Source organism: Arthrobacter sp. NPDC056886, from assembly GCF_042788715.1.
GTDB lineage: Bacteria > Actinomycetota > Actinomycetes > Actinomycetales > Micrococcaceae > Arthrobacter.
In genome coordinates this window covers 52,464-74,994 of record NZ_JBHUBT010000008.1, presented here as the reverse complement: position 1 = coordinate 74,994, position 22,531 = coordinate 52,464, and the positions used below count along the sequence as shown (strand labels likewise).

Here is a 22,531-nt window from a genome sequence, read left to right as displayed (position 1 = left end):
CCCTATGTTGCCGATTGATGATGTGTCGCGTGCGGCGTTGGATGGTTCGCGGCCTGCTGATGAGTTGGTGGTGTGGGCTTGGTATGACGGTGATCTTGCGTGGCCTGATCCGTTGGGGGTTGTGTCGTGGTCGCTGTCTGGTTCGTCGGATGCGTCTACGAAGGTTCAACGGCAACTGAGTTTGAAGGTTGCGGACGCGGATGGGTCACTGTCGCCGTGGCTGTTTGATGATCCGCTGGGTGTTGGCGGCGTGGTGTTGCAGGTTGTTTACCGTGTTGGCGGTGCTGGTGCTGTGAACGTTGGTTGGTTCCGTGTTGAGGGCAACGCGCCGGACGGTTCGGTGAATGGTTACACGCTCCCCGAGTACGGCTACCTTGAGTCAGATTCGCCTGCTGCCCCGCACGAACGCCGCGTGTTCGCATTCACTGGGGCTGTCGTTGATGTTGACGCCGTGGATTTGACCGCCGACGTTGACCGTGACAAGTTCCTGGCGCCACAGTCCCCGTACGGCACCGGCCCAACAGTGTTGGGGGAGGTTACGCGCCTAGTCCGCGATCACTTCCCGGTTGTGGTGGAAGACGGGGTAACGGATAAGGCCGTATCGGGGAAGCTCGTTTATGAGCGCGAACGCCTCGAGGCTGTCCAGGATTTGCTAGCCAACGTCAGCGCCCGCTTCCGCATGGGCGGCGACGGTGAAATGCACATCTATCCGATGGGCGCCGCGGCCCCCGCGTGGCGCGTTGAGCCGGGCGCGGGCCTGGTCAGCGTCCACCGGAAACAGACCATCGACGGGCTGTATAACGCGTGGGTTGTTGAGGGTAAAGAGGGCGCGAACGGTAAGCCCGTGACCGCAACCGCATTCCTTCGCGCTGGCCCGCTCCGGTGGGACGGCCCGCACGGTCGAGTGCCGTACTTCTACAGCTCCGAAATGATCACGACGCGTGGGCAGGCTGCGGAGTATGCGGGAATCCTCCGCGACCGGCAAGCAGCATCGTATGCGGTTGAGCTTGAGGTCGAGACGGTTCCGCGCCCTGAGATTCAGGCGGGCGACCGGATCGAGGTCGGCTGTCCCATGCCCGCCGGTCACGTCGTGTACCTGCCGGGTGAGGTCGTCTCGGTTTCTGCCGGCGGATCCCCCATCCCCGGGCCTACGAAGTTCACCGTGTCATGCGCTTACGCGGACGTTGCCATAGCGCTCAACACCACCCCGTTCGCGGAGCATCTGACCAGCACGAAACCCGCCCTCACCTGGGACCGGATGCCCTCCAGTTGGGGCGCACTCCCCGCGATCACTTGGAACAACTTGCCGTAGGAGGCGCCCGTGGCTGCTTTGAAGAAAACTTTGGCGGCCATACCTGCGGGTGGTACTCGCCGCGTGTACGGGACCGCCTACTTTGACGGGTCTAGGTGGTGGGCGAACCTGAACGGCAACCTGATCGACGCCCGCTGGTTGAACGCTGTCAGCCCGAAACAGGACGGGCCTATCGTTGTTGACCTCACGGACAACGGCGACGGGCAGTCCTCGGCGCTCGTCATTGACGGGTACTCGGATCAGCCCCACCCATCCACCGGGGCAGTTCTTGCGATTGGTGTTACTCAACTGGTGATGACCGGCGCGGACGGGGTCACGTACACGACGGACAGGTTCTCCGGCTCGTACTCGGTCGGCGATCCAGTCTATGTGGCGTGGGACGCGGCGACCCCGATTGTGCTTGGGAAGCTTCCCGGGATCACCCCGACACCCCCCACGAGCCCGCCCGTAGCCGCGACCCCCGTCAAGCAGTCGGGCACGGCTAAGGGTGCGGCGACAAAGTCAAACACGTTCTGGGGTCCGGGCGGTTGGGGCTCATGGGCGGGCGGCGGCGAACAAGTCTATTCCGGCACATGGTCCGGTAACACGGTCACTGGCGCATGGTTCTACGGGGCAGCGTTCACGAACCTCGGCGGCAAAACCATCACGGAGATCAGGTTCCGCCTCCCGAAGCGACTTGGCGGCGTTGGTTCGTCCGGTTCAGCAAACGTCCACCTTTACGCGCACACGTCGAAGTCGCAGCCGGGCGGTGACGTTACCCGCACAGTCGGGCCATGGGACGTGACCGTAACCCAGTCGCAGGGCGCGCACTGGATCACCCTTCCCCTAACTTTCGCTGACGTCCTCAAAGCAGGCGGCGGCATCAGCATAGCCGGCGACCCCTACACCGGGTTCGACGGCAGACTCGTTGACCCCCAATCGGGGCGTATAGAAATGGACTGGACAGCATAATGCCACAGACACGCCCCAACGGGACAGTTGTTCCGATCAACTCTGACGACTACAGCCTCACCAGCGACCTTGCGAAGATGGCCGACACCACGCACGTCGCCGTCCCGGTTGCGAATAAAGCTGCCCGTGACGCGCTCACCACATACCCGGGCATGCAGGTTGTGCGACTGGACCGTGACAACTGGATCCAGACCTACACCGGTCAGGGCAGTACTGGCTGGGAGTACCGCTCGGCTCCGCGGCGCGTTGACGCGAACGTCGCCGACTTCCAGAACGCATCCGGCACCGCGAGCCGCCTGCTGTACACGATGCCCGGCGTGACCAAGCCCTACCCGCAAACTTACCGAGCCGTCTGCCGGCTCGGCATCAGCGTCGCAGCGATTACGAGCGGCAACCTGTGGGTGAACGTCGCAGTGTCTGGCGCCACCTCATCCGTCGCCACGGCGCAGGGCAAATTCGGGCTCGCTTACTTCGCGCCCGGCAACTATCTCCAGTCCGGCACAGCCGAGACTCCTTGGATGAACGTCGCCGCGAACACTGACCCGTTCATCCGGGCGTGGGTGGAAGTCCTTGACGGCCTAGTAACCCACGCCGTGAGCGTTCAAGCCCCTTACTCGCAGTTCTACGCCGAAGTACGCCCGCAAGACGACTAACAAACGTGTGGCCCCGGACTTGCGCTCCAGGGCCACACAACACCACACAGTCAAGCCTAAATAGGAGGCCCGCCCGTATGGGTAAACCACACACTACGCCCATATGGGGGGACCTCCGATGTCTAGCCTAACGCCACGCCGCAAACCGTCTCTGTTCGGCATTAGCTCCCCCGCATGGTTGTGCCGGCTACGGTCGCACGCCATGGACACACTGCCGAAGGTGTACGGGCCGCGTGGCATGGTCATGCTAGGCAAGTCGGTCATGTGCGCGTGCTTCGGTGTCGCTTACCTCGGGCTACAGGGATCCCGCCCGCAGCCCGCCCTGGAAATGGTCACGCGGCTGTTCCCGCTCGAAATCTGGGCCGTGGTGTGGTTTCTCGTGTCGTTCATGCTCGCGGCCTCAGCGTTCAAGGTTGACCAGTCGCGGGCCCTCGGTGCTGTCGCGGGGCTGCTGTCCCTGTGGTCTCTGTCATTCCTTGAGTACTTCTTCCGCATGCCAGTCATGCGCGACGGGACGACTAACCCCGGCTGGTTGTCCGCCGCACTGCTCGCCTCTATGGCACTCTCTGCCGCAGGGTGCGCCCGCATGATGAACCACGCGCCTTCCCACCCGGAGATAGTGCAGAAGCCGGGGGACACAAGTGAATGAATTCCCGTGGGCCGCGATCGTCTCCGGCCTCATCGCCGCATCCGTTGGCGTCCTCACCGCGCTATGGGCACGCCGCTCCCAGTCCGAAACGAACAAACTCACCGGCACAAACTTCGAGGTTGAGCGTTACAACAAGTTCGCCAACGAGGTCCAGGAAGAACGCGACCTCGCCAAGAAAGAACTCAAAGACGAACGCGAGCAGCACAAGAACGACTTCGGGCAGCTCCGCAAAGACTTCGAGGAATTCAAGAAGTCCGTGCAGATCCAGTTCAGCGGGTATCGCGCGTACATTCACGGCCTCCGCGGGCAAGTCCACGAAATGGGCGGCGTCCCGCTCGAATGGCCCAAAGACCTAGACCAATGAGGACCGCATGACAACTATCAACGAATCGCAGACGGCGAAGGGCTACACGCCCGCCGCTCGAGTCCCGGCAACGTTCGGACGTAAGCGGACCATCGACGGGATCGTGATCCATCATTGGGGCAGCCTCGGTCAGCGGCATGATGACGTGGTCAAGTTCTTCGTGAGCGGCCCCGGCACCACCTCGGCACACTTCGTTGTCAGCGCGGGTCGGATCGACTGCCTCGTGTCCCCACTAGACGCCGCCTGGCACTCCGGCAACGCGGTCGGCAACGCAACCACCATTGGCATCGAATGCCACCCCGAAGCCACGGATGAGGACTACGCAACCGTAGCCGAACTAGTCAGCTTCCTCCGCAACGAATACGGCGCCCTGCCCCTCAGTCCGCACCGGCAATGGAACGCGACCGCATGCCCCGGCATCTGGGACCTGCCCCGCATCGACCGGCTCGCAGGCACCGCAGCCATCGCCCCGCAAAGCACCACGACTACCCCCAAAGGATTCCTCATGGCACTCACCGACGCCCAGCAAGACGAGCTGTACACCAAGATCACCCGCTACCTCGACGCGCCCGTTGGCTCGGTCCCGGAGAAGGTGTGGTCACAGACTGTCCTCCGCGGCGGGCGGCAGATCAGCGTGAAGCAGGAACTCGCCGACGCGAAGACCGAGGCGCAGGCACTCCGCGCACTCGTCGGCGCACTGTCCAAGAACCCCGACCTGACCGCCGAACAGATCACCGCCGCAGTCAAAGCCGGGCTCGCTGACGGCGTGACCGTCGATGTCAACGTAAACGGAGGCAAGTAAATGTTCACCCTCGCATTCTGGAAAGCAACCGCTGAGCGGGTCGTGGCGTCCATTGCTGGCGGTGCACTCGGCGCTATTGGTGCTGACTCGTTCGGCGTCATCCAAGCCGACTGGCAGGGCATCGCATCGGTTGCCCTCGGTGCCGGCGTCGTGTCACTGCTCAAGGCCCTGGCATTCGGCGGCAAGGACGGCAACCCGTCCGCAACGAACGCCGAAACCGTCAAGCCCTAACACGTAGCCAACCATCCGCGGCGTCCCCTTGGGCGCCTTTCGCATTTAAGGAGACGCCGCTATGGCTATTGAAACAACCCCGCTCGGGTTCCAGAAACCGGACGGGAACGAACTTGCCCGCAACGGCGACAACCTCATCGCAGCGAACGGCGCGAAAGCTGAGGAGCTGCACCAGGACGCACGCGGCAGGCTGACCGCCATCGAGTCTAAGAACTCGACGCAGGACGGGCGGCTCAATGCTGTTGAGGCGAAGAACTCCGTGCAGGACGGAACCCTCGCAACTCACGCGGCCCACCTCGCGAACCTTGATCACGCGGCAGGCTTCACCGGTGATCCGCTCGAGCTGAATGATCTTGCTTTTGCGGAGACGCTGGAGAACGGTGTCGCAACCGCCGCGGCCCTCGACACCCGCCTGACCGCACGGGTTCAACCCATTGTCGCGGCAGTCATCGCCTCGGACACCGCGCCCGCAACAGCAGCAGCAAACGCCGTGAGCATAGCCCTCACAAACTCTGACATCCTGAAGGGCACCGACGTGAGGGCCGGGCGGTCCATCATCGCCACCGGCTACGCTCTCCCCTTCACGGATGCGACCGGCTACGTGTCCGGCGGCATCCTGTCGGATGGGCGCTGGAACTTTGAGAAAACCCCGCAGGTCAAGGGTCAGGCTGACGTGACCATGCGGCCCCTGAACGCGACCGGCTGGGCTATCCCGTTCGCAGACAAGGACGGGTACGTTGCCGGCGGAATCAAGAATGATGGCACAGCAGAGTTCGCGAAACTGAACCTCACCCCCGCGAACCTTCTGAAGCTGGCAAACGAAACCATCGGCTATCCCCGATCCTCGAGGACGAAGATTGCCGCGATTGGCGACTCCCTCACGGACGGCTACTTCGGCGGTGTGGGCAACCAGGACGCAGACTCCTACCCGTCACGCCTCCGCGAAATGGTGCCCGCCGGTGTGCAGGTCTTCAACCTCGGCAACAGCGGATACACCACGGACGAGGAAGCCGTACGCATCGGCGCCATCCCGTTGCCGCTCACTGTCACGGGCGGATCCATCCCCGCATCAGGGCCGGTAGACGTGACCACCACGGCTGTTATCGGATGGCGGGCAACCGGCACAGTCCGTACCATCCCCGGCACCCTCGCGGGTATCCCGGGAACGCTGACGCGCAACGCCAGCGACACCGTGTTCAGCTTCACCCGCACCACAGACGGCAGCGCAGTGACGGTCCCCGCAGGCACGGTGTACGTCCCTGACTTCGCAGGCCATGCCGGGGATACCGCGATCATCCTGCTAGGCCGCAACAACGTGTCCTACTCCATCAAGGGTGCCGACGCGACCATTGGTGAGCACGTCGCCAAGGGAATCGACCGGATTGTGAACTGGCTAACCCCGCAGATAAAACAAGTCCTCGTCGTTTCCGCGACCACGACCACCAGTGAAACATCAGGGACCGGCGGCTACACGAACATCGCGGACATCAACGCCCGCCTCGCAGCAGCGTACCCGTCACGGTTCCTCAACCTGCGGTCATACCTCGTCAACCAAGCCATCTACGACCTCGGCATAACGCCCACGTCCGCCGACCTAGCAACCATGGCAGCCGACACGCTCCCCGCATCCATCATGGACGGCGGAACAGACAACACCCACTGGTCCAAAGCAACCGCCACACTCGTTGCCGCACAGATCAACAACTACCTCACCACGAGAGGATGGGTCTAGCCCATGCCAGGACGCGCCATAGTCTCGAACGTAAGCTTCGGAGACACCACCCTCCCGAAGATCGACATCACCTACATCCAGCCGCTCGTCGGGGCGCTGTACGACTTCGCCGTAGACCAGTTGCCGTTGGGCCCGGTAGCTTCCTGGCCTTCCCTCGTGGACGGCCTGCCCCTCGTCGCTGACGGCACAACCACGCCGACCGTCATCACAGATGGCGCATCCAAGACGGTCCGGTTCAACGGCACCATCGACCGGATGCAGATCAACGTCAACCTCAACACCGCACACAGTATCGTGGCGGTCGCGAAACTCCGCACCCCTGTCGCCTCAGACCAGATCGTCTACGGCAAAGCATCCAACACTGAAGGCGCGCTCGGCATCAACTCGGGCGGGACCAGTTTCAACGCGAACGGCGGCGGCCAGAGCCTTTCCATGAGCCCAGTCGTGGCACCTGACGCGAACTGGCACGTGTTCATCCTCAGCCACCAAGGGACATCCTCGGCCTTGCGGGTGGACAACGCCGAAACCCTCGGCAACGTCCCGGTCGCACAACGCAACGGCATCACCCTCGGCTTCGGCAACCTCGCCGACCTCCGCTCAGAGGTGGACTACAAGCGCGTGGCACTCATCCCCGGCACCATGACCACAGCACAGCGGACCGCCATTGTTGCCCAGCTCAAGGGGCAGTACGGGATCTAGTAGTCGATGGACATTTCGCCCATGGAATGAGCGGGTGCCAGATACTGCATCGAGTCCGACAGCGCGACCGCGTACTCCTGCTCAACCTGTTCCAGGGAGCGGGTGCGGTCAACCACGTCCGTCTTCAAGAGCTCGGCGTACTCAGCTTGCAAGGTCAGCATCCGCTTCACATGTTCCATGCCCACAGATTAACACAAACGCCCCGCCATCCATCACGGATGAGCGGGGCGTTTTTTGTGTATCCCGGTGTATCTTGTGAGTCTTGTGTATCTACGCCTCGAGCTGCTTGCCCATCTTGCCGAACACTGCGGCGCCCTTGGTGTGGCTGGAGTGCATCAGGTGGGCGTACACGCGCTCTGTGGTCGCTGTTGAGGAGTGGCCCAAGCGGCGGGCCACCTCGTACAAACTGAGCCCGCCTTGGAGCCCCCACGAGGCGCTGGTGTGGCGCAGATCGTGTAGCCGTGGCGTCTTGTGGAACGTTGGATCCTCAGCACGCGCCTTCTCCATCGCTTCCTGCCAGGCGTTCCAAAGGTACTTCTGCGCGACCCTGCCACCTGTTGAGGTGCGGAACACGAGCGTGTCACCTGAGACGCCTTCCATGGCTGGTTTAAGCGCCTCAACAACCATCGGAGGGATGCTGACACTCCGCTTAGAACTGGCGGTCTTAGGCTGGGCGATGTAGTACGCATTCGCCCCGTCACGCTTCCACGACTTGTTAATACGCACCACCCACGTAACCCCACCATCAGCCCTGACCTGCGCGAAGTCCCCCACCTTCACCGCCGTAGCCTCACCGAACCTTGCCCCGGACATGACCAGGAACAACGCGAGCGGCTGCCAGAGTGGGTTCAGGTTGCGGTAGAGGAGTTCCCACTCGTCCCACGTCAGGAACTGTTCCTTATCCTCGGCGTGCTCCGTGGTCGGCAACGCTACCCCGCGGCAAGGGTTATCGGGCCGGTAGCCAAGCCTGATCGCGGTTTCCATGCCGGCGCTGATGAGGCCGTGCACATTCCTGATCGTCTTCGGCGCGAGTTTCTTCTCCTGCATGGCCCGAACCCAGCCCGTCAAATGCCGGATGTCCAACTGGGTCACAGCCACGCCCCCAATGTGCGGCTGTATGTGGTCCTCGATCATGTTCCGGTAGTTACGGATGGTCTGCGAGGTCGGTTTAACGAGCAGGTCAACATGCTCCGTCAACACCTGGGCCACCGTGCGGGCGTTCTGTGTGTGCGCGTACACGACAGCCTCAGCCACGTTATACGAGTTGTGGTTCAGTTCGAGCGCGGCTTTGAACAGTTCCGCCTCAGCGACAGTGTCAAACGACTGCCCACACTGCTTACCCGCATCATCCCGCCAACCAACCGTGTGATACTCAGACCCGTTCGCACGGGTGCGGGTACGGATACTAGCCATGTGCTGCGACGAGGGCTTCCCACTCAGCCCGCGGCATCTTGCTCACAACCTGAAACGTGAACATGACCTCGTCATCGAACGACTGCACGTCCCAATCCTCAAGAACCGTCGAAGGGTCAAGCCCTGCCCGCTTGGCGAGGATCTGTCCAAGCTCGCGGTCTTCGTTGGAAAGCGTCTTGATCTGCGGCATCTCGTGTTCCCTGCTGTTAGTTGTAGTAGTGCATCACTCTAAGTTTAACAGCAGTTCGTCAACATTAACAGCATCCCCGTCAACAAACCCTCTAAAAACCGCTAGAATTCAGTGCCCGAGGTGGGACTCGAACCCACACACCTTTCGATACCGCATTTTGAGTGCGGCGCGTCTGCCAATTCCGCCACTCGGGCGCGGAGTACACCGGTGTAACAATCACTCAACCACAGTGCTGTGAGCAACGCGATCGCTTCCAGTGCGCGAAATTACTCTACATGCAGATAGGCTGAATTCCAGAATCGCGCCAGTGACGCCGCATCGAACCAAACCGGTCCAAGTACATCGGCGGACGAAACCTATGATGGTGTAGTTCCCGCCGTACCTTTCCAAGGAGTTCCCGTGTCAGAACAGACGGAGTCATCCCCCACTTCCCAGCCGGCTCGCCGCGTTGTTGTCGCAGAGGATGAGACCCTCATTCGCCTGGACATCATCGAGATCCTGCGCGGCGAAGGCTACGACGTCGTCGGCGAGGCGGACAACGGCGAGAAGGCCGTGCAGCTTGCCGAGGAGCTCAAGCCCGACCTGGTCCTGATGGACGTCAAGATGCCCGTCATGGACGGCATCTCGGCCGCTGAGAAGATCGTCAAGGCCCGGATCGCCCCCGTGGTCCTGCTGACGGCCTTCAGCCAGAAGGAGCTCGTGGAGCGCGCCCGCGACGCCGGCGCCATGGCGTACGTGGTCAAGCCCTTCACCCCGGCTGACCTCATCCCGGCGTTGGAGATCGCGCTGTCCCGCCACGAGGAAATCAAGGCCCTCGAGAGCGAGGTCACCGACCTGCAGGAGCAGTTCGCCACCCGCAAGCTCGTGGAGCGCGCCAAGAGCCTCCTGACCACCAAGATGGGCCTGACGGAGCCGGAAGCCTTCCGCTGGATCCAGAAGACCTCGATGGACCGCCGCCTGAGCATGCGCGAGGTGGCCGAAACCATCATCAACCAGGTCAACTAGCCGTCACCAACGGCAACGCAGCAACAAAGCACCAAAAAGGGAGGATCCCCGCCAACCGGCGGGGATCCTCCCTTTTGCGTTCAAGGTTTCAGAACTAGGCCTGGGCCCGGTTCTTCTTCTTCTTTTCCGGCCACGGGCCGAGCTTGTCCTTGGTCACGGCTGCTTCGCCCTGGCCGCCGATGTCGGCGAGGTCGCCCACCTTGTGGACCTTCAGCAGGTTGGTCGAACCGGCCTTTCCGGGAGGCGAACCGGCGGCGATGACCACCAGGTCACCGTCCTCGACGACGTCCAGCTCCAGCAGGCTGCGGTCAACCTGTGCCGTCATCTCGTCGGTGTGGCCCACCATCGGGACCAGGACCGGCTGGATGCCCCACGTGAGTGCGAGCTGGTTCCAGACGTGCTCCACCGGGGTGAAGGCGAAGACCGGCCTGATCGGGCGCAAACGGGAGAGGCGGCGGGCCGAGTCACCGGACTGGGTGAAGGTACAGATGTACTTCGCTTCCAGCTGGTCGGCGATCTCGACGGCGGCACGGGTGATGGCGCCGCCGCGGGTCTTGGGCTTGGTGCCCAGCGGGGGGACGCGCTCGAGGCCGTGCTCTTCGGTGGACTCGATGATCCGGGCCATGACCTTGACGGTCTCGATCGGGTACTTGCCCACGCTGGTTTCGCCGGAGAGCATCACCGCGTCGGCGCCGTCGAGCACCGCGTTGGCGCAGTCGGAGGCCTCGGCGCGGGTGGGACGCGGGTTGTCGATCATGGACTCGAGGACCTGGGTGGCCACGATGACCGGCTTGGCCCAGCGGCGTGCCAGTTCAATGGCGCGCTTCTGGACGATCGGCACTTCCTCGAGGGGAAGTTCCACACCGAGGTCGCCACGGGCCACCATGATGGCGTCGAAGGCGTCGATGATTTCGGGGAGCTGCTCAACAGCCTGCGGCTTCTCGATCTTGGCGATCACCGGCACGCGGCGGCCTTCCTCGTCCATGATCTCGTGGACGCGGACGATGTCCGAGGCGTCCCGGACGAAGGACAGGGCAACCATGTCCACGCCGCGGCGCATGGCCCAGCGCAGGTCGTCCTCGTCCTTTTCGCTCAGCGCCGGCACGTTGACGGCCACGCCGGGCAGGTTGATGCCCTTGTTGTTGGAGACCCAGCCTCCGACGATCACCTGGGCGACCACCTTGACGGCGTCGACGTCGATCGCGCGGAGGGCGACCTTGCCGTCGTCGATCAGCAGGGCATCGCCGGGGTTGACGTCCTCGGTGAGGGACTTGAGCGTCGTGGAGCAGATGTCCTTGGTGCCGGGAACATCCTCGGTGGTGATCGTGAACGTGTCACCGACCTCTAGGAGGTGCGGTCCGTCGACGAAGCGTCCCAGACGGATCTTGGGGCCCTGAAGGTCGGCCATGATGGCCACGGCCTTGCCGAGCTGTCCCGCTGCCTTGCGGACGTTCTCGTAAGTGGTGTCGTGCACGGAGTAATCGCCGTGGCTCATATTCATGCGGGCCACGTCGACGCCGGCTTCCAGCACCGCAAGCGTGTTGTCAAAGCTTGCGATTGCCGGTCCGAAAGTGGCCACGATTTTAGCGCGTCTCATATACCTACCCTAGTGGTCTGTTGCATGGATTAAGTTGAAGTGAGGATGAATCCCGGGCGACCTGGTGGACTCGAGCTGTTGGACTCTAGCTGCTGGCCTCGAGCTGTTGAACTACAGAACAGCCATCGCACGGTCGGTCGGCGCCACGGGTGCCGGCAGGATGGTGCTGCCCATCAGGAACTTGTCCACCGCGGCCGCGCAGGCGCGGCCCTCGGCGATGGCCCAGACGATCAGCGACTGGCCGCGGCCGGCGTCCCCGGCGACGAAGATGCCCTCGGTGTTGGTCATGTAGTAGCCGTCCCGGGCCACGTTGCCGCGGCCGTCGAAGTCGGCCTGGACCTGGGCGGTGATCCCGGCCGGCTCGGGGCCGGTGAAGCCCAGGGACAGGAAAACGAGGTCCGCCGGGATGATCCGCTCGGTGCCGGCCTTCGGGAGTCGCTTGCCGTCGACGAATTCCGTCTCCGCCACCTTCACGCCGGTGACTTTGCCGTTTTCGCCGACGAACTCCACGGTGGAGGCGAGATAGGTGCGTTCGCCGCCTTCCTCGTGCGCGCTGGCGACCTCGAACAGGGTGGGGAACGTCGGCCACGGCTGGTGGCCAGCACGCTCGACGGGCGGCTGCTTGCCGATCGCGAGGGTGGTCACGGAGGCGGCCTGGTGCCGGTGCGCGGTGCCGAGGCAGTCGGCGCCGGTGTCGCCGCCGCCGAGGATGACCACATGCTTGCCCGCGGCGTTGATCTGGTTCTCCACGGTCTCCCCCGCCACCACCCGGTTGGCCGGCACGAGGTAGTCCATGGCGAAGTGGATGCCCTCGAGCTGGCGGCCCGGGATCGGCAGGTCACGCGGGACGGTGGCGCCGGTGGCGATCACGACGGCGTCGTACCGGCGGCGCAGCTGCTCCCACGTCACGTCGGTGCCGACGGCCACGCCGGTGCGGAACCGGGTGCCTTCGGCCTTCATCTGCTCAAGCCGGCGGTCCACCTGCTCTTTTTCCATCTTGAAGTCGGGGATCCCGTAGCGCAGGAGCCCGCCGATCTTGTCGTCGCGCTCGTAAACAGCCACGGTGTGGCCCACCCGGGTCAGCTGCTGGGCGACAGCGAGCCCGGCGGGACCGGAACCGACGACGGCAACCGTCTTGCCGGTCAGTCGCGCCGGCGGCAGGGGGTTGACCCAGCCGTTCTCGAAGGCCTGGTCCACGATGGACACCTCGACCTGCTTGATGGTCACGGCAGGCTGGTTGATGCCCAGCACGCAGGACGCCTCGCAGGGGGCCGGGCACAGCCGGCCCGTGAATTCGGGGAAGTTGTTGGTGGCATGCAGCCGCTCCATCGCTTCCTCGCCCTTGTCCCGCCAGATGAGGTCATTCCATTCCGGAATGAGGTTGCCCAGCGGGCAGCCCTGATGGCAGAACGGGATGCCGCAGTCCATGCAGCGGCCGGCCTGACTCTTCAGGACACCCTTTTCCTGGGCCTCGTAGACCTCTTTCCAGTCCATGATGCGGACCGGAACGGGACGGCGGGGCTGGGTTTCGCGCTGACGTACTTTCAGAAATCCGCGTGGATCAGCCACCGGTCACCTCCAGGATTCGAGACCAAACTTCTTCGCCGTCGGGGTCCAGGCCCTCTTCGATGGCGTCAAGACGGGTTTGCAGGACGGCCGCGTAGTCGCGCGGCAGCACCTTGGTTATGCGGGCAGCGGTGTCATCGAAGTTCTCAAGCAGCCGGGCCGCGAGCAGCGACTCGGTTTCCTCGAGGTGCTTGACGAGCAGCCCGTGGACGATGTCGCGGTCCTCGGCGTCGAGCTCGACCAGCTTCAGCTCACCGGACTCGAGGGCCTGCTTGTTGACGCGTTCCGTCTGCAGGTCCAGCACATAGGCCGTCCCACCGGACATGCCGGCACCAAAGTTGCGGCCGGTTCGGCCGATGATGAGCGTCTGGCCGCCGGTCATGTACTCGCAGCCGTGGTCGCCGATGCCTTCGGCCACCGCGGTGGCGCCCGAGTTGCGGACCAGGAAGCGTTCGCCCACCTGGCCGCGCAGGAACATTTCACCGCTCGTGGCGCCGTAGCCGATCACGTTGCCGGCGATCACGTTCCGCTCGGCGGGGAACACGTTGGTGCGGTCCGGCCGGACGATGATGCGGCCGCCGGAGAGTCCCTTGCCGACGTAGTCGTTAGAGTCGCCGAACATGCGCAGCGTGATGCCGGCCGGCAGGAACGCCCCGAGTGACTGGCCCGCGGTGCCACTGAGCGTGATGTCAATCGTGTCCGTGGCCAGGACGTCGGTGCTGAAGGTCTTGGTGACCACGTGGCCGAGCATGGTGCCGACGGAGCGGTCGGTGTTGATGACGTTCACGGAGATCTTCACCGGGGTGCGGTCACTGAGCGCTTCGGCGGCCATGGCAATCAGGCGCTGGTCGAAGTGCTTGTCGAGTTCGTGGTTCTGGCCGGTGAGGTTGCGCAGCGGCGCGTCGTTGTCGAACTCGAGGCCGTGCAGGATCGGATCCAGGTCCAGCCCTTCGGCCTTCCAGTGGTTGATCGCGTCGCGGGAGTCGAGCATCTCGGCATGGCCGATCGCCTCCTCGATGCTGCGGAACCCCAGTTCCGCGAGGATTTCGCGGACTTCCTCGGCAAGGAATTCGAAGAAGTTCACCACGAACTCGGGCTTGCCGTTGAAGCGGGAGCGCAGCTCGGGGTTCTGGGTCGCGACGCCCACCGGGCAGGTGTCCAGGTGGCAGACGCGCATCATGATGCAGCCGGAGACCACCAGCGGAGCCGTGGCGAAACCAAACTCCTCGCCGCCGAGCAGCGCGGCAATGACGACGTCGCGGCCGGTCTTGAGCTGACCGTCCACTTGCACCACCACACGGTCGCGCAGGCCGTTGAGCATCAGGGTCTGCTGGGTCTCGGCGAGGCCGAGCTCCCACGGGACACCGGCGTGCTTGAGCGAGTTCAGCGGCGAGGCGCCGGTACCGCCGTCGTGTCCGGAAACCAGCACGACGTCGGCCTTCGCCTTGGTGACGCCGGCCGCCACGGTGCCGATGCCGACCTCGGAGACGAGCTTGACGTGGACCCGGGCCGAGGGGTTGGCGCGCTTGGCGTCGTAGATCAGCTGGGCGAGGTCTTCGATCGAGTAGATGTCGTGGTGCGGGGGCGGCGAAATGAGGCCGACGCCTGGGGTGGAGTGCCGCGTGCGGGCCACCCAAGGGTAGACCTTCTGCGCCATCAGCTGGCCGCCTTCGCCGGGCTTGGCACCCTGCGCCATCTTGATCTGGATGTCGTCTGCGTTGGACAGGTACAGGCTGGTGACGCCGAAGCGGCCGGAGGCGATCTGCTTGACCGCGGAACGGCGGGTGGGATCGAGCAGGCGGTCCACGTCCTCGCCGCCTTCACCGGTGTTGGACTTGCCGCCCAGCCGGTTCATGGCGATGGCGAGGGTCTCGTGGGCTTCCTTGGAGATGGAGCCGTAGCTCATGGCGCCGGTGGAGAACCGCTTGACGATGCTTGAAACCGGTTCCACTTCCTCAAGCGGCACCGCGGGACGCGAACCGGCCTTGAACTTCAGCAGCCCGCGCAGGGTCATGAGGTTCTCGGACTGGTCGTCAACGCCGCGCGTGTAGGCCTTGAAGATGTCGTAGCGGCGTTCACGCGTGGCGTGCTGGAGCCGGAAAACGGTCTCCGGGTTGAACAGGTGGGGTTCGCCGTCGCGGCGCCACTGGTATTCGCCGCCGCCGAGCAGGGGCTGGTGCGGCAGTTCGATGCCGTTCTCCGGGTAGGCCATCCGGTGCCGGGCCAGGACTTCGGCGGCAATGACTTCGAGGCCGACGCCGCCGAGCTGGGAATGGGTGCCGGAGAAGTACTCGTCCACCAGGTCCTGGCCGAGGCCGAGGGCTTCGAAGGTCTGGGCGCCTGTGTAGGAGGCCACGGTGGAGATGCCCATCTTGGACATGATCTTCAGGACGCCCTTGCCGAGGCCCTTGATCAGGTTGTAGACGCCGTCCTGCGCGGTGACCCCGACGACGTCGCCGGTGGCGATGAGCTGTTCCACGGATTCCATGGCCAGGTACGGGTTCACGGCGGAGGCGCCGTAGCCGATGAGTACTGCGACGTGGTGCGTCTCGCGGACGTCGCCGGCCTCCACCACGAGGGCGGTCTTGGTCCGGTTGGCGCTGCGCAGCAGGTGGTGGTGCACGGCGCTGACGAGCAGCAGGGACGGGATCGGAGCCCACTGGGCGTTCGAGTCGCGGTCCGAGAGCACCACGTACTGCACGCCGCGGTTGATGGCGCCGGAGACCTGCTCGCAGATCTCGGTGAGCCGGGCGCGGAGGGCGTTCTCGCCGCCTTCCGGGCGGTACAGCCCGCGGACCTTCATGGCCACCTTGCCGCCGTCGGCGCTTTCGATGTTCGCAATCTTGGCGAGCTGATCGTTGTTGATTACGGGGAACGGCAGCGAGACCTGCGGCTGCCGTACCTGAGTGGTGTCCAGCAGGTTGCCGTTCGGGCCGATCGCGCACATCAGGGACGTGACAAGCTCTTCACGGATGGCATCCAGCGGCGGGTTGGTGACCTGCGCGAAGGACTGCACGAAGTAGTCGAAGAGCAGCCGCGGCCGCTTGGACAGCACGGCAACCGGAGTATCGGAACCCATGGCACCGAGCGGCTCGGCGCCAGTGCGGGCCATCGGGCCCAGCAGGATTTTCAGTTCCTCGGTGGTGTAGCCGAAGGTCCGCTGGCGGATGTTGACCGAGGCAGCGGTGTGGACCACGTGCTCGCGTTCGGGCAGGTGGTTGAGGTCGATCAGGTTGTCCTTGACCCATTCGGCCCAGGGGTTCGCGGCGGCGACCTCGGCCTTGACCTCGGCGTCGTCGATGATCCGGCCTGCCTCGGTGTCCACCAGGAACATTTTGCCGGGTGAGACGCGGCCCTTCTTGACCACCTTGGAGGCTTCGACGTCGATCACGCCGACCTCCGAGGCGAAGACGATGAGGCCGTCCTCGGTGATCCAGTACCGGCCCGGGCGGAGCCCGTTGCGGTCCAGCGTGGCGCCGACCAGGTTGCCGTCTGTGAAGGACACGGCCGCCGGGCCGTCCCAGGGCTCCATGAGCATCGAGTGGTACTCGTAGAAGGCGCGGCGGGCCGGATCCATGGTGGCGTGGTTTTCCCACGCCTCCGGGATCATCATCATGATCGAGTGCGTGATGGGCCGGCCGGAGAGCCAGAGCAGTTCCGCAACCTCATCAAACGACGCCGAATCCGAGGCGCCCGGGGTGCAGATCGGGAACAGCTCTTCGGGTGAGTCCCCCAGCAGCGGGCTGGAGAGCTGCGACTGGCGCGCCCGCATCCAGTTCCGGTTGCCCTTGACCGTGTTGATCTCGCCGTTGTGTGCGATGGTGCGGAACGGCTGGGCCAGGGGCCAGGACGGGAACGTGTTGGTGGAGAAGCGGGAGTGGACGATCGCGAGCTTGGTCTTGAAGCGCTTGTCCGAAAGGTCCGGGTAGAACGGCTCCAGCTGCGCGGTGGTGAGCATGCCCTTGTAGACGATGGTCCGGGAGGACAGCGACGGGAAGTACACGCCGAACTTGTTCTGGGCGCGCTTGCGGATCCGCCAGGCGCGGGAATCGAGCTCGTTGCGCTCGAGGGTTTCGCCGGTGCTGGAGGCGAAGAAGGGCTGCGAGAAGTGCGGCATGCAGGCCCGGGCCATGGCCCCGACCAGGTCGGCCACGATCGGGACGTCGCGCCAGCCCAGGACGGTCAGGCCCTCGTCCGCGGCGAGGCCTTCGATGCCGGAGCGGGCGGCGTCGGATTCACGCTGCTCGGCGGGCAGGAACGCGGTTCCCACGATGTACTGGCCGGGGGCCGGAAGTTCGAAGTCGGTGACCGCGCGGAAGAATTCGTCCGGCACCTGCATGAGGAGGCCGGCGCCGTCACCGGTACCTTCATCGGCGCCCACGGCACCGCGGTGCTCGAGGTTGCGCAGGGCGGTCAGGGCGGCGTCGACGATGTCATAGCCAGGTTCGCCGCGGAGCGTGGCGATGATGGCCAGGCCGCAGGCGTCCTTCTCGTTCTCCGGGTTGTAGAGACCGGCAGCCGCCGGAATCGCCGCGAACCGGCTGAAGGGTGACTCGGCAGCCGGAGTCGGGTCCGGATCGGACCAGCTGGGGCTGTGAAGAGTTTGGGTCATTGGAGACGTCCTTCCTCCTGATCGTGCGTATGGGAGGGACAACATTGGCCCCACTCGGCCGGCCGGTGTGATGGGCGCAACAGAGTGTTTTCTAACTGGAATTGTAGGCCAGCCCGGCCTCCTGTACTAACAGTTACGCAGGTGCTGGCCCGGGCTTGCACGGACAGCGTCGATCTGCTGTCCGCAGCAAGCCTTCTTGCCACGACGCTGTGGGGTTCGGGTCCTGCGAGCGGTGGCTCCGCAACCCGGGATACCGGTGCTGAGCTACTTGGTGCCCTCAGCCTCCGGCGCGGTTCCAGTCCCCTGGCGTCCGGATACTCCGGCTGCCGGAGCTCCTGAGGCGGGCGCGGTGCCGCCGGTGGAGTCCTTGTCCGCATCCTCGGATGCGCGAACTGGTCCGCTTTGGTTATTCCGGAGATTAGCACGGGATTCACTATCTGAGACAGCAGTGTCCGCATGGCGGATGGTTGTTGCTTCCGCGGGAACGGTGGTGCGCTCCCCCTCGGCGGCGTCATTCGCCCGCGCTTCGTTCGTCCCGACGCCGGCGGCCGGCGCGGCGGCGCCTGCGCCAGCGGCGGCGTCGGTGGTGCGGTCGGCGGCGGTGGTGCGCTCGACGTCGGTGGCTGCAGCGTGCGTCTCTGTCTCCGCCGGCTTTGTCTCGTCCGAGACGGACTCCGCCGGCGTTGCGTCCACGGGCTTAGTCTCTGCCGGTTCGCGGCCCGGGAGGAACACGGTGTCCGGCTCGGAGCGCTTGCGCAGGCCGAGGAGGATGAAGGCGAGCAGGGCTCCGGCAAAGACAATGATGCTGGTCCAGACGTTGAGCCTGGTGGTGATCCCGAAGAGGCTGATCTGCTCGGCGTCGTCGATCCGCATGGCCTCGATCCAGACGCGGCCAAGGGTGTAGTACATAGCGTAGACGCAGAAGAGGCGGCCGCGGCGGAAGCTGAATCTCCGGTCCAGGGCCAGCAGGATCAGCACGCCGGCCAGGTTCCACAGCGACTCGTAGAGGAACGTCGGGTGGAAGAGCGTCTCTGCCGGCATGCCCGCGGGGAAGTTCGGGTTGTTGGGATCGATTTGCAGCCCCCACGGAAGCGTGGTGGGGCCACCGAAGAGCTCCTGGTTGAAGTAGTTGCCCCACCGGCCAATTGCCTGGGCCAGCAGCAGCCCGGGGGCCGCCGCGTCCATGAAGGCGGTCAGCTTCACCCCGGCGCGCCGGCACCCGATCCAGGCGCCCACGGCGCCCAGCAGGACGGCGCCCCAGATGCCCAGGCCGCCGCGCTGGATCTGCGGAATCAGGGACAGATCGCCCGTGCCATCGAATCCGGGACCAAAGTAGGCGTCCGGCGAGGAGAACACGTGGTAGAGCCGTCCACCGATGATGCCGAACGGGATGGCCCAGATGGCGATGTCCCAGACGCTGCCCTCAGGCGCGCCGCGGCGCGCCCAGCGGACGGAGGTGAGCCACAGGCCGGCAATGATGCCGGCGAGGATGCAGAGGGCGTAGGCGTGGATGCGCAGGGCCCCCCACGGCAGCGGGATGTCGAATCCGGACCAGCTCGGGCTCGGAATGCTCGCGGGAATCATCGCCGCCGCGTGGAGGACTGACTGCATTGCTTACGCTTCTTCCTTGGTAAGGCCGGTGCTGAGGTCTTTCGTCAAGGAGGCTACCGCATCCACGCCGCCGTCCCGGATGGCCGCGACGAGGGCGGTGCCCACAATCACGCCATCCGCATACTCGGCGATCTCGCGGACGTGGCCGGCGGTGGAGACGCCCAGGCCCACGCAGACGCGTTCGGCGCCGGCGGCGTGCGCGGCGGCCACAACGCTCTTGGCTGCCGAGCTGACCGAGGTCCGGGCGCCGGTGACGCCCATGATGGAGACGGCGTACACGAAGCCGCGGCTCGCGTCGACAGTGCGCTTCATGCGTTCCGGGGAAGACGAGGGAGCCACCAGGAACACCCGGTCCAGTCCGTACTTGTCCGAGGCTGCCATCCACTCGGCGGCCTCGTCCGGGATGAGGTCGGGTGTGATCAGCCCGGCTCCCCCGGCCTCGGCCAGACGGCGGGAGAACTCATCCACGCCCATCCGGACCACGGGGTTCCAGTAGGTCATGACCAGCACGGCGGCGTCGGTCTTGCTCGTGATGCCGCGGACGACGTCGAAGACCTCGCGGACCCGGAAGCCCTTCGCGAGGGCCTCCGTCGTGGCCGCCTGGATGACCTGGCCGTCCATGACCGGATCGGAGTACGGGATGCCGACCTCGATGAGGTCGGCGCCGTTCTCGGCCAGGGCGATGCCGGCGGCAATGGTGTCTGCGACGCTCGGGTAGCCGGCGGGCAGGTAGCCGATCAGGGCCGCCCGGCCCTGGGCGCGGGCGCGGTCAATGGCCGCGGCCGACTTGCTGGCGTGCTCCGCGGTGTTCTGGGTGCCGTCCTGGCTGATGCTCACAGCTGTTCCCCCTCTTTGGCGATTTCGGCTTCAGGTGAGTCCGCATCCAGCAGGTCGAACCATTCCGCGGCGGTGGCCACGTCCTTGTCGCCGCGGCCGGAGAGGTTCACGATCACGATCTTCTCTGATACTTTGCCTGTGGCCGTGCCGGCGTCCTCCGCGGCGAGCCGCTGCCCCACCTTGATGGCGCCGGCAAGGGCGTGGGCCGACTCGATGGCGGGGATGATGCCCTCAGTGCGGCACAGGAGCCGGAAGGCCTCCATGGCTTCGCTGTCCGTGATGGGCTCGTAGCTGACCCGGCCGATGTCGGCCAGGTAGGAGTGTTCGGGGCCGACGCCGGGGTAGTCCAGGCCCGCCGAGATGGAGTGCGACTCGATGGTCTGGCCATCGTCGTCCTGCATGAGGTAGGAGCGCGCGCCGTGCAGCACACCGGGCTTGCCGAGGGTGATGGTGGCTGCGTGCCGTCCGGTTTCGACGCCGTCGCCGCCGGCCTCGAAGCCGTAGATCTTGACCGAGGGGTCATCGAGGAAGCCGTGGAAAATGCCGATCGCGTTGGAGCCGCCGCCGATGCAGGCACAGACGGCGTCCGGAAGCCGGCCCGTCTGATCCAGGATCTGGGAACGGGCTTCCTCGCCGATTACTTCGTGGAAGTAGCGGACCAGCGCCGGGAACGGGTGCGCGCCGGCGGCGGTGCCCAGCAGGTAGTGGGTGTTGCCCACGTTCGCGACCCAGTCGCGCAGGGCCTCGTTGATGGCGTCCTTGAGCGTCTGGGATCCGTTGGTCACCGGGATGACGGTGGCGCCGAGGAGCTCCATCCGGGCCACGTTGAGGGACTGCCGGCGGCAGTCCTCGGCGCCCATGTAGACCACGCATTCCAGGCCCAGCAGGGCGGCCGCCGTGGCGGAGGCAACACCGTGCTGACCGGCGCCGGTCTCGGCGATGACGCGGGTTTTGCCCATCCGCTTGGCGAGCAGCGCCTGGCCGATGACGTTGTTGATCTTGTGCGAGCCGGTGTGGTTGAGGTCCTCGCGCTTGAGGAAGATCCGCACCCCGCCGGCGTGCTCGGCGAAGCGTTTGGCCTCGGTCAGCAGCGACGGGCGGCCGGAGTAGTTCTTGTTCAGGTCGGCGATCTGGGCCGTGAACTCGGGATCGGCCTTGGCCTTCTCGAAGGTGTCCTCGAGCTCGTCCAGGGCCGCGATGAGCGACTCGGGCATCCAGCGCCCGCCGTAGTTCCCGAAGTAGGGCCCCGGGGCGTGCCGCAGGGACGGTTCGCCCTGCGCCGTAGATTCCTGGGGGCGGCCGCCCTGCAGGAACGCGTCCACGGCACTTTCGTCAGAGCCGGCTGCTGGCGCATCGACCATCAGTCTCACCATCCTGTTCCACTGCTAGCTTTGCGGATCTGCAGACGAGATCCGCTCATTGTCCGGGCAAATTGCGGGCCCGGTACCGCTTACGGTCCGGACGGAGGCGCCAGGACCGGCCGGGCTCAGGCGCGGGTGGCGATTGCCGTGGCGCCGGCAGCCATGAATTCGGCGATCCGCTCGCGCGGCGTCGCATCACTGACCAGCGCCTCGCCGACCAGGACCGCGTTGGCGCCGCGGGCCGCGTAATGCTTGACGTCCTCGACGTCGCGCACACCGGATTCGGCCACCACGAGGGCACCGGCCGGAATGCCGCCCGCCAGCTCCGCGAAAACGGAACGGTCGACGTCGAGCGTCTTGAGGTTGCGCACGTTGACGCCGATGATCCGGGCCTCCGCGGCGACCGCGCGCTCGATTTCCTCGGCCGTGTGCGTCTCGACCAGCACGTTCATGCCGAGCTCGCGGCTGAGGGCCGTGAAGTCACGCAGCTGGGCGTCCGAGAGCGACGCCACGATCAGCAGGATCAGGTCGGCACCGTGGGCCCGGGCCTCCCAGATCTGGTACTCGTCAACCATGAAGTCCTTGCGCAGCAGCGGAATGTCCACTGCGGCCCGGACGGCGTCGAGGTCGGCCAGGGAGCCGCCGAAGCGGCGCTCCTCGGTCAGGACGCTGATCACGGCCGCCCCGCCGTCGGCGTACTGCGCGGCGAGCGAGGCGGGATCGGCGATGTCCGCGAGCTGGCCCTTGGACGGGCTGCGGCGCTTGACCTCGGCGATGACCTTGAGCTGGTCCCGGGTGCTGGAGGTCCCGCCCAGGGCGGCCCAGGCGTCACGGGCGGGCGCCGCCGCTGCGGCGCGGTCCTTCAGTTCCGCGAGCGTGACCAGACGCTGGCGTGCCTGCATATCCTCCAGGACACCGGCGTTGATGTCGTCGAGAACGCTCACGC

General features: G+C 65.3%; 20 protein-coding genes and 1 tRNA gene. 10 read left to right on the top strand and 11 right to left on the bottom strand.

All coding sequences use genetic code 11. The features are described from left to right. Positions 1–4 precede the first annotated feature (4 nt). From ACFRJ8_RS14680 to ACFRJ8_RS14640, 9 genes are all read left to right on the top strand, one after another. Positions 5–1,312: a hypothetical protein gene (locus ACFRJ8_RS14680; RefSeq protein ID WP_377986886.1), complete on the top strand. Its 1,308-nt coding sequence runs from the start codon at positions 5–7 to the stop codon at positions 1,310–1,312. A 9-nt stretch (positions 1,313–1,321) separates the two neighbouring features. After that, positions 1,322–2,263 (top strand): hypothetical protein, encoded by a 942-nt coding sequence (locus ACFRJ8_RS14675; RefSeq protein WP_377986885.1) that lies wholly within the window; start codon positions 1,322–1,324, stop codon positions 2,261–2,263. After that, positions 2,263–2,916, top strand: a complete 654-nt coding sequence (locus ACFRJ8_RS14670) for a hypothetical protein (protein ID WP_377986884.1) — start codon at positions 2,263–2,265, stop codon at positions 2,914–2,916. The genes ACFRJ8_RS14675 and ACFRJ8_RS14670 overlap by 1 nt, the downstream gene beginning before the upstream one ends. Before the next feature lie 202 nt (positions 2,917–3,118). After that, positions 3,119–3,565 (top strand): hypothetical protein, encoded by a 447-nt coding sequence (locus ACFRJ8_RS14665; RefSeq protein ID WP_377986883.1) that lies wholly within the window; start codon positions 3,119–3,121, stop codon positions 3,563–3,565. After that, the gene (locus ACFRJ8_RS14660) at positions 3,558–3,929 is read left to right on the top strand and encodes a hypothetical protein (protein WP_377986882.1); all 372 of its coding nucleotides are present in this window, start codon (positions 3,558–3,560) and stop codon (positions 3,927–3,929) included. The genes ACFRJ8_RS14665 and ACFRJ8_RS14660 overlap by 8 nt, the downstream gene beginning before the upstream one ends. A gap of 7 nt (positions 3,930–3,936) precedes the next feature. After that, positions 3,937–4,731, top strand: coding sequence for an N-acetylmuramoyl-L-alanine amidase (locus ACFRJ8_RS14655; protein WP_377986881.1), 795 nt, complete (start codon positions 3,937–3,939; stop codon positions 4,729–4,731). Further along, complete coding sequence (locus ACFRJ8_RS14650; protein ID WP_377986880.1) at positions 4,732–4,962, top strand: holin; 231 nt, start codon at positions 4,732–4,734, stop codon at positions 4,960–4,962. A 61-nt stretch (positions 4,963–5,023) separates the two neighbouring features. Continuing rightward, the gene (locus tag ACFRJ8_RS14645) at positions 5,024–6,694 is read left to right on the top strand and encodes a hypothetical protein (RefSeq protein WP_377986879.1); all 1,671 of its coding nucleotides are present in this window, start codon (positions 5,024–5,026) and stop codon (positions 6,692–6,694) included. A 3-nt stretch (positions 6,695–6,697) separates the two neighbouring features. Further along, positions 6,698–7,393, top strand: a complete 696-nt coding sequence (locus ACFRJ8_RS14640) for a hypothetical protein (RefSeq protein WP_377986878.1) — start codon at positions 6,698–6,700, stop codon at positions 7,391–7,393. Here ACFRJ8_RS14640 and ACFRJ8_RS14635 read toward each other — a convergent pair. From ACFRJ8_RS14635 to ACFRJ8_RS14620, 4 genes are all read right to left on the bottom strand, one after another. Next, positions 7,390–7,572, bottom strand: a complete 183-nt coding sequence (locus ACFRJ8_RS14635; protein WP_377986877.1) for a hypothetical protein — start codon at positions 7,570–7,572, stop codon at positions 7,390–7,392. The genes ACFRJ8_RS14640 and ACFRJ8_RS14635 overlap by 4 nt on opposite strands. Before the next feature lie 91 nt (positions 7,573–7,663). Next, the gene (locus tag ACFRJ8_RS14630) at positions 7,664–8,647 is read right to left on the bottom strand and encodes a tyrosine-type recombinase/integrase (RefSeq protein ID WP_377986876.1); all 984 of its coding nucleotides are present in this window, start codon (positions 8,645–8,647) and stop codon (positions 7,664–7,666) included. A gap of 151 nt (positions 8,648–8,798) precedes the next feature. Further along, positions 8,799–8,996 carry a hypothetical protein gene (locus ACFRJ8_RS14625; protein ID WP_377986875.1) on the bottom strand — a complete coding sequence of 66 codons (198 nt, stop codon included), beginning with the start codon at positions 8,994–8,996 and terminating at the stop codon, positions 8,799–8,801. A 112-nt stretch (positions 8,997–9,108) separates the two neighbouring features. Beyond that, a tRNA-Leu gene (locus ACFRJ8_RS14620) sits at positions 9,109–9,190 on the bottom strand. 205 nt (positions 9,191–9,395) lie between these two features. Between ACFRJ8_RS14620 and ACFRJ8_RS14615 the strand changes: the two genes are divergently transcribed. Next, the gene (locus ACFRJ8_RS14615) at positions 9,396–10,001 is read left to right on the top strand and encodes an ANTAR domain-containing response regulator (protein WP_090581781.1); all 606 of its coding nucleotides are present in this window, start codon (positions 9,396–9,398) and stop codon (positions 9,999–10,001) included. A gap of 94 nt (positions 10,002–10,095) precedes the next feature. Here the strand turns inward: ACFRJ8_RS14615 and pyk are convergent, their stop codons facing one another. The 7 genes from pyk to trpC all read right to left on the bottom strand — a co-directional run bounded on the left by pyk (position 10,096) and on the right by trpC (position 22,529). Then, positions 10,096–11,598, bottom strand: coding sequence for a pyruvate kinase (gene pyk, locus ACFRJ8_RS14610; RefSeq protein WP_377986874.1), 1,503 nt, complete (start codon positions 11,596–11,598; stop codon positions 10,096–10,098). A gap of 111 nt (positions 11,599–11,709) precedes the next feature. Then, entirely contained in the window at positions 11,710–13,167 is a 1,458-nt protein-coding gene (locus tag ACFRJ8_RS14605; protein WP_377986873.1) for a glutamate synthase subunit beta, read from the bottom strand. After that, on the bottom strand, positions 13,160–17,776 hold the full coding sequence (gene gltB / locus ACFRJ8_RS14600) for a glutamate synthase large subunit (RefSeq protein ID WP_377986872.1): 4,617 nt from the start codon (positions 17,774–17,776) through the stop codon (positions 13,160–13,162). The genes ACFRJ8_RS14605 and gltB overlap by 8 nt, the downstream gene beginning before the upstream one ends. 264 nt (positions 17,777–18,040) lie before the next feature. Then, positions 18,041–19,387 (bottom strand): prolipoprotein diacylglyceryl transferase, encoded by a 1,347-nt coding sequence (gene lgt / locus ACFRJ8_RS14595; RefSeq protein ID WP_377986871.1) that lies wholly within the window; start codon positions 19,385–19,387, stop codon positions 18,041–18,043. Between the two features lie 3 nt (positions 19,388–19,390). Then, entirely contained in the window at positions 19,391–20,224 is an 834-nt protein-coding gene (gene trpA, locus ACFRJ8_RS14590; RefSeq protein WP_377986870.1) for a tryptophan synthase subunit alpha, read from the bottom strand. Continuing rightward, the gene (gene trpB, locus ACFRJ8_RS14585; protein WP_377986869.1) at positions 20,221–21,585 is read right to left on the bottom strand and encodes a tryptophan synthase subunit beta; all 1,365 of its coding nucleotides are present in this window, start codon (positions 21,583–21,585) and stop codon (positions 20,221–20,223) included. The genes trpA and trpB overlap by 4 nt, the downstream gene beginning before the upstream one ends. A 125-nt stretch (positions 21,586–21,710) precedes the next feature. Further along, entirely contained in the window at positions 21,711–22,529 is an 819-nt protein-coding gene (gene trpC, locus ACFRJ8_RS14580) for an indole-3-glycerol phosphate synthase TrpC (RefSeq protein WP_377986868.1), read from the bottom strand. Between the last annotated feature and the right edge of the window lie 2 nt (positions 22,530–22,531).

What these genes read in the sequence shown, in the direction of transcription:
- ACFRJ8_RS14680 (WP_377986886.1), top strand. Translation starts at nt 5, where the DNA reads ATGTTGCCGATTGATGATGTGTCGCGTGCGGCGTTGGATGGTTCGCGG.
- ACFRJ8_RS14670 (WP_377986884.1), top strand. Translation starts at nt 2,263, where the DNA reads ATGCCACAGACACGCCCCAACGGGACAGTTGTTCCGATCAACTCTGAC.
- ACFRJ8_RS14665 (WP_377986883.1), top strand. Translation starts at nt 3,119, where the DNA reads ATGGACACACTGCCGAAGGTGTACGGGCCGCGTGGCATGGTCATGCTA.
- ACFRJ8_RS14655 (WP_377986881.1), top strand. Translation starts at nt 3,937, where the DNA reads ATGACAACTATCAACGAATCGCAGACGGCGAAGGGCTACACGCCCGCC.
- ACFRJ8_RS14650 (WP_377986880.1), top strand. Translation starts at nt 4,732, where the DNA reads ATGTTCACCCTCGCATTCTGGAAAGCAACCGCTGAGCGGGTCGTGGCG.
- ACFRJ8_RS14645 (WP_377986879.1), top strand. Translation starts at nt 5,024, where the DNA reads ATGGCTATTGAAACAACCCCGCTCGGGTTCCAGAAACCGGACGGGAAC.
- ACFRJ8_RS14640 (WP_377986878.1), top strand. Translation starts at nt 6,698, where the DNA reads ATGCCAGGACGCGCCATAGTCTCGAACGTAAGCTTCGGAGACACCACC.
- ACFRJ8_RS14635 (WP_377986877.1), bottom strand. Translation starts at nt 7,572, where the DNA reads ATGGAACATGTGAAGCGGATGCTGACCTTGCAAGCTGAGTACGCCGAG.
- ACFRJ8_RS14625 (WP_377986875.1), bottom strand. Translation starts at nt 8,996, where the DNA reads ATGCCGCAGATCAAGACGCTTTCCAACGAAGACCGCGAGCTTGGACAG.
- pyk (WP_377986874.1), bottom strand. Translation starts at nt 11,598, where the DNA reads ATGAGACGCGCTAAAATCGTGGCCACTTTCGGACCGGCAATCGCAAGC.
- gltB (WP_377986872.1), bottom strand. Translation starts at nt 17,776, where the DNA reads ATGACCCAAACTCTTCACAGCCCCAGCTGGTCCGATCCGGACCCGACT.
- lgt (WP_377986871.1), bottom strand. Translation starts at nt 19,387, where the DNA reads ATGCAGTCAGTCCTCCACGCGGCGGCGATGATTCCCGCGAGCATTCCG.
- trpB (WP_377986869.1), bottom strand. Translation starts at nt 21,585, where the DNA reads ATGGTCGATGCGCCAGCAGCCGGCTCTGACGAAAGTGCCGTGGACGCG.